This window comes from Ruegeria sp. (genome assembly GCF_965243365.1).
Classification (GTDB): Bacteria; Pseudomonadota; Alphaproteobacteria; order Rhodobacterales; family Rhodobacteraceae; genus Ruegeria.
On sequence record NZ_CBDEUW010000001.1, the window covers coordinates 253,294 to 266,338 of the forward strand.

At 57.7% G+C, this 13,045-nt stretch carries 10 protein-coding genes and 1 pseudogene; 6 read left to right on the forward strand and 5 right to left on the reverse strand.

Annotation, left to right across the window (positions count from 1 at the left end; genetic code table 11):
• The first annotated feature begins 18 nt into the window (after positions 1-18).
• From ACP0GE_RS01180 to ACP0GE_RS01195, 4 genes are all read left to right on the forward strand, one after another.
• Entirely contained in the window at positions 19-1,419 is a 1,401-nt protein-coding gene (locus tag ACP0GE_RS01180; protein WP_424830178.1) for an FAD-binding oxidoreductase, read from the forward strand.
• Between the two features lie 15 nt (positions 1,420-1,434).
• Complete coding sequence (locus tag ACP0GE_RS01185; protein ID WP_424830179.1) at positions 1,435-2,556, forward strand: aminotransferase class I/II-fold pyridoxal phosphate-dependent enzyme; 1,122 nt, start codon at positions 1,435-1,437, stop codon at positions 2,554-2,556.
• 27 nt (positions 2,557-2,583) lie between these two features.
• Positions 2,584-3,732 carry an aromatic ring-hydroxylating oxygenase subunit alpha gene (locus ACP0GE_RS01190; RefSeq protein WP_424830180.1) on the forward strand — a complete coding sequence of 383 codons (1,149 nt, stop codon included), beginning with the start codon at positions 2,584-2,586 and terminating at the stop codon, positions 3,730-3,732.
• Positions 3,733-3,795: 63 nt separating this feature from the next.
• A complete protein-coding gene (locus tag ACP0GE_RS01195; RefSeq protein WP_424830662.1) occupies positions 3,796-4,908 on the forward strand; it encodes an S-(hydroxymethyl)glutathione dehydrogenase/class III alcohol dehydrogenase in 1,113 nt (370 codons plus the stop codon).
• A 326-nt stretch (positions 4,909-5,234) separates the two neighbouring features.
• Here ACP0GE_RS01195 and ACP0GE_RS01200 read toward each other — a convergent pair whose 3' ends face one another.
• The 3 genes and pseudogenes from ACP0GE_RS01200 to ACP0GE_RS01210 all read right to left on the reverse strand — a co-directional run bounded on the left by ACP0GE_RS01200 (position 5,235) and on the right by ACP0GE_RS01210 (position 9,222).
• Complete coding sequence (locus ACP0GE_RS01200) at positions 5,235-6,218, reverse strand: MDR family oxidoreductase (protein WP_424830663.1); 984 nt, start codon at positions 6,216-6,218, stop codon at positions 5,235-5,237.
• Between the two features lie 141 nt (positions 6,219-6,359).
• A pseudogene (locus ACP0GE_RS01205) lies at positions 6,360-7,103 on the reverse strand (enoyl-CoA hydratase/isomerase family protein); the annotation flags it as partial.
• Positions 7,093-9,222, reverse strand: a complete 2,130-nt coding sequence (locus ACP0GE_RS01210) for an acetate--CoA ligase family protein (protein ID WP_424830181.1) — start codon at positions 9,220-9,222, stop codon at positions 7,093-7,095. The gene ACP0GE_RS01210 and the pseudogene ACP0GE_RS01205, both read right to left, overlap by 11 nt.
• Before the next feature lie 113 nt (positions 9,223-9,335).
• Here ACP0GE_RS01210 and ACP0GE_RS01215 point away from each other — a divergent pair, with 113 nt between their 5' ends.
• Positions 9,336-10,253, forward strand: a complete 918-nt coding sequence (locus ACP0GE_RS01215; protein ID WP_424830182.1) for a LysR family transcriptional regulator — start codon at positions 9,336-9,338, stop codon at positions 10,251-10,253.
• 19 nt (positions 10,254-10,272) lie between these two features.
• Here ACP0GE_RS01215 and ACP0GE_RS01220 read toward each other — a convergent pair whose 3' ends face one another.
• Complete coding sequence (locus tag ACP0GE_RS01220) at positions 10,273-10,467, reverse strand: helix-turn-helix domain-containing protein (protein ID WP_424830664.1); 195 nt, start codon at positions 10,465-10,467, stop codon at positions 10,273-10,275.
• A gap of 256 nt (positions 10,468-10,723) precedes the next feature.
• Here ACP0GE_RS01220 and ACP0GE_RS01225 point away from each other — a divergent pair, with 256 nt between their 5' ends.
• Positions 10,724-11,773, forward strand: coding sequence for an aminotransferase class V-fold PLP-dependent enzyme (locus ACP0GE_RS01225; RefSeq protein WP_424830183.1), 1,050 nt, complete (start codon positions 10,724-10,726; stop codon positions 11,771-11,773).
• Positions 11,774-12,003: 230 nt separating this feature from the next.
• On the opposite strand, the gene ACP0GE_RS01230 is transcribed toward ACP0GE_RS01225, so the two are convergent.
• Positions 12,004-13,032, reverse strand: a complete 1,029-nt coding sequence (locus ACP0GE_RS01230; protein WP_424830184.1) for an SIS domain-containing protein — start codon at positions 13,030-13,032, stop codon at positions 12,004-12,006.
• Positions 13,033-13,045 lie beyond the last annotated feature (13 nt).

Sequence of the window (13,045 nt, forward strand, 5' to 3'; positions counted from 1 at the left end):
TTTTTCGAGATCAACCAGATGAACGCACATACTGCGCCGGACCGGGCCGAGGCCCTGAAGGCCGCCTTAGAAGACCTGAGCGCACGTTTTCCCGATAATCTGACCATCGGGCGGGGTATCCGTGACGAGCATTCACACGGGGATTCCTGGCACGACCCCGCGCGCCCGGATGCGGTGTTTTTTGCGGATAGCACTGAACAGGTCTCGGAAGTTTTAAAAACGTGCCATCGCTTCGGCGTTCCGGTGATCCCTTTTGGTGCAGGGTCCTGCATCGAAGCGCAGGTACAGGCGCATCAGGGCGGCATCGCGCTGGACACAACGCGGATGAACACAATCCTTGCGGTGCGGGCCGAGGATATGGATTGCACGGTTCAATGCGGGGTGACACGCCAGCAGCTGAATGAAGACCTGCGTGCCACGGGCCTGTTCTTTCCAGTCGATCTAGGGGCACACGCGACGCTAGGCGGGATGGCCGCGACGCGCGCATCGGGAACGACCACGGTGAAATATGGCTCGATGAAGGATCTGGTCCTGTCGCTGACCGTGGTGCTGCCAAACGGAGATGTTATCAGAACCGGGCAGCGCGCCCGCAAGTCTTCCGCCGGGTATGATTTGACGCGCCTGATGATTGGCTCTGAGGGAACGCTGGGCGTAATCACCGAGCTGACGCTTCGATTGTTCGGCCAGCCCGAAACGGCCCAGGCGGCGATGTGCAGTTTCGACACAATCGACGCGGCGACCCAAACTGTGGTTGAAGCGTTGCAGATGGGTCTGGGGCTGAACCGGATCGAATTGGCCGATACCCTGCAGATGCAGGCGATCAACGCTTATTCGAACTCAGACTGGCCGGAAAAGCCGACCCTGTTTCTGGACCTGACGGGTTTTGAGCCTGCGGTAGAGCACGATTTGGCCCTGCTTGAAGAACTGGCGCAGGGCAATGGAGCAGTTCGGTTCGACAAAGCGCAAAACACCGATGCCTATAACGCAATCTGGCGTATCCGGCATTCCGCGCTTTATGCCTCACGCGGGTTGCGCCCCGGTGCCAAGGGGATTTCTACGGACGTCTGTGTCCCGATCTCGCGCTTGCCAGAATGTATAAGTGAGATCAGCAAAGTGGTCGAAGCGCAAAACATCACCGCGCCGCTGGTCGGACATGTCGGGGACGGCAATTTCCATCTTGTCCTGCTGTTCGACCCCGAGGACCCAGATGAATTCGCACGCGCCAAACTGGTCAACGAAACGCTTGTAGGGATGGCCATCGAGATGGAAGGCACTTGTACCGGAGAGCACGGTGTCGGCCTTGGCAAGAAAGCCTATCTTGAGGCGGAACACGGGCCTGCGCTGAACCTGATGAAAACCATCAAGCGTGCCATTGACCCCAAAAACATCATGAACCCCGGCAAAATATTTGACCTCTGACCCGGAAACCAGCCCATGAAAGATTCCCAGATGTCCGACTTCCGCTCTTTGATCCGGCCTGAAATCAACGATTTGCCCGACTATAATGCCGGTCTCGCATTGGATCGGTTTCGCGCCACATATGGGATCGATTGTGTGGCCAAGCTGGACAGCAACGAAAACCCGCACGGCCCCAGCCCGCGCGCCATCGCGGCGATTGAAGCGGCGGCAACTGGCGTCGCCAGATATCCCGACGCCGGTACATTGGCGCTGCGCCAGGCGATTGGCACAGGATATGGGCTGCCTGCTGAGCGGGTGGTGATGGGCAATGGTTCAGAAGACCTGATCGGAGCGATTTTCCGCGCGGTGCTGCGCCCGGGCGACCATGTGGTCACCATCTGCCCCAGCTTTGGCCTGCACGAATTCGGCGCGCTGGCCTGTGGTGCAACCGTATCGAAACTGCCGTTCAACGAAGACTGGTCTTTCCCTATCGACGGTATCGTCGATGCTCTGGCAGATAAACCGCGCGTTCTGATGTTCTCCTCCCCGTCTAACCCCGCTGGACCGGCGATCACATCTGACGGTTTTGACCGCATTCTGGCAGGGTTGGATCCTGAAACGCTGTTTGTCTTCGATGAAGCTTATGTCGAATTCTTGAGCGACGATGCCAAGTTCAACGCGTTGGAAAGGCTTGAGACATCCAATCTTCCATGGATATCACTGCGGACTTTCTCGAAAGCCTACGGGTTGGCGGGCGTGCGTGTGGGATATGCGCTGTGTGCGAACGAGGTTTTGGCCAAATCGCTGCTGAAAACCCGCAACCCATTTGGCGTAAACGCGTTGGCGGTTGTTGCTGCGCACGAGGCTTTTGCCGATGTGGATCATCTGGAACACAGCACCCGTGCTACAATGGCGGAACGCGGCAGGCTGTACGAAGAAATGACAAAGCGCGGGTATTCCGCCGCGCCGTCTCACACCAATTTCCTGTTCTTCGACTGTGGCGAGTCGGGGGCGGGATTTGCTGAAAAGCTGCGCCACAAAGGCGTGTTGATCAAGGGCTGGCTGGAACAGCCATATGAGAACTGGGCACGTGTAACTATCGGTACTCCCGAACAGAACAACGCCTTTTTAAACGCACTGGACAGTCTTAAGGGCTGATAATTTTATCCGGTAAGGAGCAAGACAATGGGTGACATGAGCACATCCGCAATCGACAAAATCCGCGCCGATCTGGCTGCGCTGCAGGAGCTTGACCAATTAGATGGTCACGCGATGCCTGGTGATTTCTACAATTCAGAAGAGTTTCTGGAATTCGAGAAAGAACACCTGTTTCGCAAAGAATGGGTCTGCCTTGGTCACGTCGGCGAAGTGGCCAACCCCGGTGATTTCTACACGACCGATCTGGTAGGAGAGCTTCTTCTGGTGACTCGCGGCGAAGACGGCGAAATCCGGGTGCTTTCGAATGTCTGCCGCCACCGCGGCAATCAGGTGGAGACCGAGGCCAAGGGCAATCGCAAGCGTTTTGTCTGCGGCTATCACGCCTGGACCTATGGCGACGACGGAGCACTAAAAGCAGCGCCGCTGATGAAGAAGGTGCGAACCTTCGATCAGAAGAAGTGCGGTCTGAAGCAGTTCAGGACCGAGATTTGGGAAGATTTCCTGTTCGTTAACCTCGACGGTAATGCGACCCCTCTGGCGCCCCGGATGGAAGGCCTCTCGAAGCTGATGACCAACTACCATCATGAAGAGCGGCATCTGGTCTTCATGGAAGAAACTGTCTGGAACACCAACTGGAAAAGCCTGATGGAGAATTTTCTGGAAGGCTATCACCTGTCCGCGACCCATCTGAAAACTCTGCACGCTATCACTCCAACCAAGCTGTGCCAGAAGTTCGAGGAGTGGGGAGAAGGTTACACCGGATATCACGCGGTCTACGACCCGGACTGGCCCGACCGCGGCCCGTTCCATGAGGATCTGAACGAGTTCGAACGGCGCAACTCGCTGCTGACCTGCGCCTATCCCAGTTTCCTTTTGTCGGTGGCCACTCACTTCACGCTGTTCCTGTGCCTGCGCCCGATTGATGCCGATCACGTGGCCATCCGCTGGGGTGTTGCCGGGTTTAATCCCGAGCCCGGCAACAAGGAAGCGGTCGAATATGTCGAGCTGTGCAGAGGATTCAACGCCGAAGACAAGGAAAAACTGGAGACGCTGACCAAGGCGATCAAGAGCAAGTATTACGAACCCGGCCCCCTTGCCCCTGACAATTTTGAAGGCACCATCTGGGACTTCCTTCAATATGTCGCAAAGCACCTGTCAGCCAAGGCCGAACTGTAAATCTCCCGAAACTCAAGCGGCCGTCTGCTGGCGGCCGCATTTTTTTACAAGGACAAAGCAATGATGCGAACTCGCGCAGCAGTTGCGGTTGCCGCAGGCAAACCGCTTGAGATCATGGACGTCAACCTGGAAGGCCCGCGTGCCGGAGAGGTTCTGGTCGAAATAAAAGCCACCGGCCTGTGCCATACGGATGAATTCACCCGTTCGGGCGACGACCCCGAAGGTATCTTCCCAGCCATCCTGGGCCATGAGGGCGCGGGCGTGGTATTGGAGGTGGGCGAGGGCGTTACCAGCCTAAAACCGGGAGATCACGTGATCCCGCTCTATACGCCCGAATGTCGTGAATGCGAATACTGCCTGAATCCAAAAACCAACCTGTGTCAGGCGATCCGTGAGACGCAGGGGCAGGGCTTGCTGCCCGACGGCTCGACGCGCTTCTCGATGCTCGATGGGACACCGATACATCACTATATGGGCTGCTCGACATTCGCCAACCACACCGTGGTACCCGAGATCGCGCTGGCCAAAATCCGCCCCGACGCTCCGTTCGACAAAGTGTGTTATATTGGCTGCGGTGTCACCACCGGGATCGGGGCTGTCATCAACACAGCCAAGGTCGAGATTGGTAGCCGTGCCGTGGTGTTCGGATTAGGCGGCATCGGGCTGAATGTGATTCAGGGTCTGCGTTTGGCCGGGGCCGATCAGATCGTTGGCGTCGATCTGAATGACAGTAAAGAAGAGATGGCGCGACACTTCGGCCTAACCGATTTCGTTAACCCGTCGAAAGTTGACGGGGACATGGTGGCGCATCTGGTTGAGCTGACCAATGGCGGGGCTGACTACACTTTTGATGCAACTGGCAACGTGAATGTCATGCGCACCGCATTAGAAGCGGCGCACAAGGGCTGGGGTGAAAGCATCGTCATCGGTGTTGCTCCTGCCGGGGCCGAAATCTCGACCCGTCCATTCCAACTGGTCACGGGCCGTTCCTGGCGCGGCACCGCTTTCGGCGGAGCGTCGGGACGCACGGACGTTCCCAAGATCGTAGACTGGTACATGGACGGCAAGATCGAGATCGATCCAATGATCACCCACAAACTCACGCTGGATCAGATCAACGAAGGCTTTGATCTGATGCACAAAGGTGAAAGCATCCGCGCTGTGGTCGAGTTCTGAGCAATTGCACGCAAAAGGTGCAAGATGGTTCAACATTGCCCGGTCCAATACTCGCTTGATCTTGATGGCCCGGGCAAACGGACCGGCTTTGTCGATGTCACTCTGTCTGACAAAGCGCATGCGTTCTGCGTCATCTCCTCAGCCTTCAAAGGAATTTGCGACAAAACCCTGGATGGGATAGAGGTAGCCAACATCATCCGGATGATTTGAAGCCACACATGAGTCCTTGATGGCATCGAGTTGGCCGCACACGTGTGCTAGTTGGCAAAGCCAGCCCTGGGATGTTATCCAAAAAAACTGAGGCCAGGCAATGAGTTCAATGCCAATCATAGCTCAACGATTGTACGCCCTTTGATCTCTCCTTTCAGAATCCGTGCACCCGCGTCTGTGACATCTTCCAGTTTGATGCGGGTAGACAGCGCCTCCAGTTTCGCAATCGGCAGATCTGTTGCGATGCGTGCCCAGGCTTTCTGACGGTTGTCGAAAGGCTGCATGACCGAGTCGATGCCCAGCAGGTTCACACCCCGCAACAGGAAGGGCACGACTGAGGCGGGCAGGTCCGCGCCACCGGCAAGTCCGATTGCCGCAACCGAGCCGCCGTACTTTATCTGCCCGAGAACACGTGCCAGCATGGAACCGCCCACCGCGTCGATACAGCCTGCCCATGTTTCACTTTCCAGCGGACGCTTGACGGTTTCGGACAACTCCGCGCGGGACACGATGCGGGTGGCGCCCAGATCGGTCAGAAACGCGGTGTTCGCATCTCTCCCGGTTACGGCGACGACCTGGTATCCGAGGTTGGCAAGAATCGCGACAGCAACCGACCCAACACCGCCGGATGCGCCAGTCACCAAAACCTCGCCCTGATCCGGCGTCAGGCCGTGTTTCTCCAGCGCCATTACGGCCAGCATCGAGGTCAGGCCAGCTGTGCCGACCATCATCGCCTGCGCCGCAGACAAACCTTGTGGCAGAGGAACCAGTTTGTCCGCCGCGATCCGGGTGCGCGTGGCGTAGCCGCCCCAGTGATTTTCACCGACGCGCCAGCCGGTCAGGACAACCTTGTCACCGGGCATGTAGCGGGGGTCGGCCGAATGTTCGACCGTGCCCGCATAATCAATACCCGGCACATGGGGGAATTTGCGAACCAGCCCGCCGGTTGCGGACAAGCACAAGCCGTCTTTGTAGTTGACCGAGGAATACTCGACAGCAACGGTCACATCGCCCTTTGGCAAGGTATCGTTGTCCAGGGTTTGGATGGTCTGGGTGACACCGTCTTCGGTCTTGTCGACCACAAGAGCAGTATAGGACATCTGACTTTTCTCTTCCGTGAGTGACTGGGGGGCATTAAGGGCGGCAAACCGGGCTTCGCGCCATGCGATTGCCGCTTTGACGCCTTTGGTGGCCAGGATTTCCTTGAAGGTCCGAGACTCCTCGGTTTCCGAGGTCTCAATCTGGATATCAATGGCAAGTGCCTCGCGCAGAGCGCCCTCGAAACCCATACGACCGTAGGATTTGTTGATCGCATCTTTGGTCAGCTTCACAGCAAGCCCATCCAGAACCGCCGCGCGTCGGGCCGTATCCCGGGCGGTGTCCAGCAGATCGGACCGGGGCACCACCGAATTGACCAGACCTATCTGCAACGCCCGATCCGCTGTGACTCGGTCATTACCGAACAACAGCATCTCTTTAGCCTGTTTCGGGCCGGTCAGCCACGGCAACAGCAGAGCGACGATACCCGAACCGAACTTAGGCTCAGGCTCACCGAATTTGGCATCATCCGCCGCGATCGTCATGTCGCAGGCCATCGCCAGCTCAAAACCGCCCCCCAGCACATATCCATGCACGGCTGACAGCGTTGGTTTGGGCGAGTTCCAGAACCGCATGATGACGTCGAAATCCATCTGCAAGGTGGCCGTCATGTCTTCCAGAGAGGGATCGGCCTCCATCGTACCCAGATCGAAGCCGGCGGAAAACGCGCGGCCCGCGCCACATAACAGGATCGACCGCACTCCCGGGTCGGCCTCGGCTTGATCCATCGCGGCCTGAAGCCCTGCGGCCATCTCCGCCGTTATCGAATTGAGTTTCGCGGGCAGGTTCAGGACGATTTCAGCAACGGGGCCGTTGCGGCGATACAGAACAGGGCCAAAGGCGTGATCCCGAACCGGGTCTTTGCCAAGCGTTGGGTCAATGCGCATGATTCATATCCTCTGATGAGGAGGCCGCGTCTGCGGGAATGATCAGGCTGTCCACGGCAACGACGCCCGAGGGGCTGACCAGAACGGGGTTGATGTCGATTTCGGACAAGTGTTCCCCCAGATCGGCCACCAGATGACCAAAGCGAACATAGGTTTCGATCAGCGCTGGCACATCGCAGGGATCAGCCCCGCGCACGCCTTCCAGCACTTTTGCCATCTTCAGATCCGCGATCCGGCGGCTGGCGACATCCGCATTCACGGGCACCATCGACAGCTGACTGTCTTTGAGGATTTCGATCCAGACCCCACCAAAGGCGATCATGACGAAGCTGCCAAACTGCTCATCCTGCACCAGCCCCAGTGCCATTTCGGCGTCCCCGCTGGCCATACCGCTGAGCAGGACGCGCGGACCCAGATTGGTGGACAGAGTCCTATAAGCCTCAACCGCTTCGCCTGCATTCGCGATGTTCAGAATGACCCCGCCCACATCGCTTTTGTGCAGGATGCCGGGTTCCGCGGTTTTGGCGACCAAGGGAAAACCAACCTTGCAAGCAGCCGCGGCAACGTCGTCTGCCGAGGTTACGATAGCAAATTCCGGCACCTGGATGCCGTAGTCACGTAGCAGGGAATACCCCTCATCCTCGGTCAACGCGTCCTGACGGCCCCGCAGAACAGAACGCCAGTATTCCGCGCGCGAGTTCTCTGGATGATCCTCTTCAACCATGTCTTTCTGGGCTACGAAGTCACGATAGGTCATCGCGTTTCGGATCGCCCGCAGGGACGAGACCGTACCGTCGAGCACCACAATCCCGGATCGCGACAAACGCACCGCGTGTTTCCTATGGCTCCAGGCGCTGTAATTGGTCATGACAATCAGCGGTTTGTCGGTGGCACGCGCAACCGATTGACACACTTCGACATAGCCCGCATGCAGGTCCAGCTCTTCGGACAGATCCGCGACAAACATGCCCAGAGCCGTGTCGTCATCGGCCATCAGAGCCAGCAGGCAGTTTTCAAACACGGCCTCGAAATCACGCCCTGTTCCCCAGGCGTCCACCGGGTTTTCAGGTGTCAGGCCGGTGTCCAGATTGGCCTCGAGCACCTTTTTAGTGGCCTCGCTGATATCGGCAAAGGGCACACCTTCATCCGAGGCCACATCGACAATCAACTCACGCTCACCGCCGGAATCCAGCACGGCAGAGATGCCGCCCGGAGCAAGCGGCTTGTCACAGCATAGCAACAAAGAGGTCGCTGCCAGTTCGTTCAGATCGCGCACGCTGATCACGCCGAACCGGCGGAACAGGGCTTCGTACACCTCGGCATCGCCCGCAATCGCGCCGGTATGGCTCAGGGCAAAGCTGGCGCCCGCCTCGGTGCGTCCCAGTTTCAGGACCACAACCGGGATGTTGCGTTCATTGGCCTTTTTCAGCGCCGCAACGAAACCTTCCGGATCGCGGATCGCCTCAAGCACTAGTGCAACGCATTTGGTCTCGGGCTGTTCCAGCGCATAATCCAGATAATCTGCCGCCGTGGTCACCAGTTCCTGCCCGGTTGAAACCGCCAGATTGAATCGCAGCCGTTCGTCGTTGAACAACAATGCCTGCAGCAGCGAACCGGACTGCGCGATATAGGTCAGCCCCCCCGTTGCGATCGGTTCCGGGTGAAAGGCGGTAAAGGCGCGCAACCCGTGGATCGGGTTGAAAAACCCCATGCAGTTCGCACCGCAGACTGGCACCCCAGCATCCCGCGCCAGCTTGGCGATTCGGTCACGCAGACGATCATCCAGTTCGTCTTCTTCCTCGGCGCTGGCAAAGATCACCAATGAGCGTGCGCCAGCAGCAATGGCTTCCTTCGTGACCGCCTCCAGGACCCGGTTGGGCACCGACAGCACTGCCATATCCACCGTTTCCGGCAGATCCCCGATGGATTTGTAACAGGGCCAGCCATAAAGTTTTTCATAGGACGGGTTGATCGGATAGACTTTGCCGCTGAAACCGCTGGGCACAAGATTTCGTATCATGTCGTTGCCCACGGAATTGCGTCTGCGCGACGCGCCGATCATGGCGATTGAGCGCGGTTTTAGCAGCGGATCAAGACTGTGATCTGGCTTCTTCAGCATCATGTTGCCTTGCAATTGTAGGGTTTCATGCTCGCTGGACGCATCAGCGAGCCCAGCGGTGTTGCGCGCAAAACCTAGACAATTGACATCAGAAGAAAACTCTGGAAAAGCGAATGACACCATACGCTGAGGTTATGATGTCTACATCCTTGCCAAGCTTTTCCAGCCTGCTGGCCTTTGACGCAGCAGCCCGTCACGGTACGTTCACCCGCGCCGCGCGCGAGCTGAATGTCTCGCAACCTGCAATCTCGCGCCGGGTGGCGATGCTTGAGGCGGATATCGGGGTCGCCCTGTTCGACCGGACGACAAAACCGATGCACCTGACGCCGGAGGGCACATTGCTGTTTGATGTGTTGCGCAGCGGGCTCAGCCGTCTTGAGACGACAATCAGCGATCTGCGTGAAAGCGCGGGCAACAGGAAGTTCATGATTACCGCAGATCCCGGCTTTCTGACCTATTGGCTGCTGCCCCGCTTTCACATTTTGCGCGCCGCCTTCCCCGAACTGAACTTCAGCTTCATGACCGGTGATTACCGAAGCGGGCCGCAGAGTTTTGACGTGCAAATCCGCTTTGGAACCGGTGAATGGGACGGGATGACCAGTTGCAAAGTTCTGGGCGAAGAAGTCTTCCCCGTCTGCGCGCCGGTATTCCTGGAAGGTCGCGAGCCCGCTCTCGACCCGATGGACATTCAGTCTTCGCGCCTGCTGCATCTGTCGGGGTCGTTCCAGCGATGGTACGACTGGAAAGCCTGGCTGACGGCGGCCGGAGTCCCTGCGACCCGAAAACTGAAGACGATTGAATTCGACAGCTATGCCACAGTGATCAACGCGGCCCTCGCCGGGCAGGGCATTGCCTTGTGCTGGGCTGGTCTGCTTGAAGAATACCTGGAAACAGGTGCTTTGGTCCGGGTGTCAGAAACACGGCTCGTGTCTGATCGAGGGTATTTCGTCACATATGATGCAACGCAGGCCGAGAACAGCGCGGCGGCACGGGTGGCAGCCTGGTTCAATGATCCGGATCGCGGTGAATGACGACTCCCGACCAAGCGTCTTACCTGACCAACGACTTACACATGCGCGTCGGAGTCTTGCCAAACTCTTCACGAAAACATAGTAAAAAATGACGGTGTGAGGTAAAGCCGCTGGCTAGGTTAATATCCAGGATGCTCATACCTGTTTGCGTCAACAGAAAATACGCACCTATGAGGCGGAATCGCAGGTAGAACTGCTTTGGTGACGAATCCAGGCTTTTTTAGAAAAGCCGTTCGTTCTGCCGCGTTGAGATCCCGATCCTTTCCGCAAGTTCCTGGGTTGAGATCGGAAATTCCAGATTATCTTCCATGATCTTCACCGCACTGCGTAAACAGCCGGCATGTGAGCAAAGTGCAGCATCGAACAGATACCCCCGGACCGACGGGCCTGCGGCAACGGTGCTTGAACAGAATTTGATTGAATTTAAGCTTCGATCCTCGCTTGTTTGTTCGGCCACCCAGGAGGAAACCGTGAACACAAGTCGACATCTGAGTGCATTTCTGCTGGCGCCGGATATTTGCCACCTGAATCACGGCTCCTATGGGGCGGTTCCACGGATAGTTCACGAGAAGCACTGCGCGCTTCTGCGTCAAATGGAAGAGCGATGCTCCAGCTGGTTTCGTGACACTTACCCTGTCTTGATGGCCGATGCGCGCCGTTCAGCCGCGAGCTTTCTCGGGGGTTTGGAACGGGATTGGGTCTTCGCCGAATCTGCAACCCAAGCCTGCAACGCGATACTATTGTCGCAGAAGCTGAGTGCGGGCGACGAGGTTATCTTTCTCTCCGAAATCTACGGGGCGGTGCACAAAGCGTTGCGGCACTGGTGCGAAAGCCGGGGCGTGATCTTGGTCGAGGTCCCTGTTGCGCTGCCCGTCGAGGGGCCGGAGCAGGTCGTAGATGGTCTGCGTGCCGCTCTGACGGGGCGAACAAAATTGGCAGTATTCGATCACATTGCCTCGCCTTCGGCGATCAGAATGCCGGTCGAGGAAATGAGCCGCATTTGCCGCGACAACGGAACGCGCGTGTTGATCGACGGGGCGCATGTTCCCGGGCAACTGCCGTTGGATGTGGAGGCCATCGGCGTCGACTACTACGTGGGCAATGCCCATAAGTGGCTTTTTGCGCCAAAAGGCTGTGCGGTGCTCTGGGCACGGTCCGATCGTCAGGCTGACCTGCATCCCGGCAGCATTTCACATGGATATGGGGAGGGCTGGCAGGTCGAGTTCGATTGGGTTGGAACACGCGATGCCACGCCCTGGTTCTGCCTGCCCGACGCCATCGGAGCCTGGGAAAGGTTTGGAGGCCTGGACTTGGTCGCGCGAAACAAGGCACTCGCCCGCGATGCAGGTGAAATGCTGGCCCACGAACTGCGTGCGGAGCTCTCCTGTCCGGCGGACATGGCGTACGCCATGGCGACGCTGCGCCTGCCCGGCGTCACGGGCGATGTGAATGCGATCAAGCGCGAACTGGGGCGGCGCTACCCAACCTGCGTGTGTGAAATCCTTTATGAAGCGACATAAGAACGATGCCGCTAATGCAGAGACCATCTGCGAGGCTGCGAGCCGCCCCCGACGATGCGCTAACTCGAACGTCAGGTCGCGGAGCTGCGGAAAGAGAACCGTATGCTTCGGCAATGCCGTTCTTCGCCAAATCCAGGCCAATAGTGCAAATTTCATACAGTGAATCCCTCACGTCATTTGTGCAATAAGGTCGTCAATCGGGGCAGAGTTCGCGACCGACCCAGCATCGGTCACGTCGTCTCGGTTATCTTGCGTAAATGTCGCGGTGCGTCGGGATTTAAGCCACGATTGTTGGCCATAGTTTCCACCATATTGTAGAAAGTGGTGACAATCGAAATCGGATCGGTCAGCCAGTGATCTGTTGCGACAATCGGCAGATGCACTGCGTGTTGAGCGAACCGGCTGGTGGTAAAAACCCGTGCTCCCCTTTCAGTCAAGGTATCGGCGACCTCTGCCAAGGATTTCTCTGTTGCATCGTGTGCCGAAAACGCGATCACCGGGAAGCCCGGATCGACGATCGCGACAGGTCCGTGCAAGACCTCGGCCGAAGAATAGCTTTCGGCATGCAGCTGGCACGTTTCCTTGAACTTCAACGCAGCCTCGTTCGAGATGGCCAGACTTGGACCACGCCCAAGGGTGAACAGAGAGTGCGCATTGCCGACCTCGATTACCTCGTGCCATTCGCATCTGGTGGCGTCTTTTAATTGTTCCGGCAAAGCGCGAATTGCAGCTAGTAGCGCATCATCCCGGGCCAGTTCGGCCAACAGCCATAAACCGGCGACCATTGATGTCACAAAGGTTTTTGTGGCGGCAACACTCTGTTCCTCTCCGGCGTGAATAGGCAATGTGACATGCGAGGCACGGGCCAACCGCGATGTGGGAGAGTTGGTGATCGCCACAGTATGCGCACCGGCTGAGGCAAAGGAAGAGCTCAGGCTGACAATGTCTGGGCTTTGACCAGATTGCGAGATCGACAGGCACAGTGCGTCCGTGCAATCGAGTGTGACCCCAAACACCGAGTTGATCGAAGGACCGGCGGACGCCATGGGACGTTTCAGAAGCAACTCTCCCGCATATTTGAGGAAGGTTGCTGCATGATCGGATGACCCGCGCGCGACGGACAGAAAATAACGTGGATTTCGTGTGCGAATTTCCTCGGCAGCGTTAGAAATGGCTGCTGCCCCGTGTGTCAGCAGCTGCTCGACGACGTCGGGGATTTGATTAATTTCGCGGCGCATATGGGTGTCTGTGGCAGACATGTCTGTTGCCTTT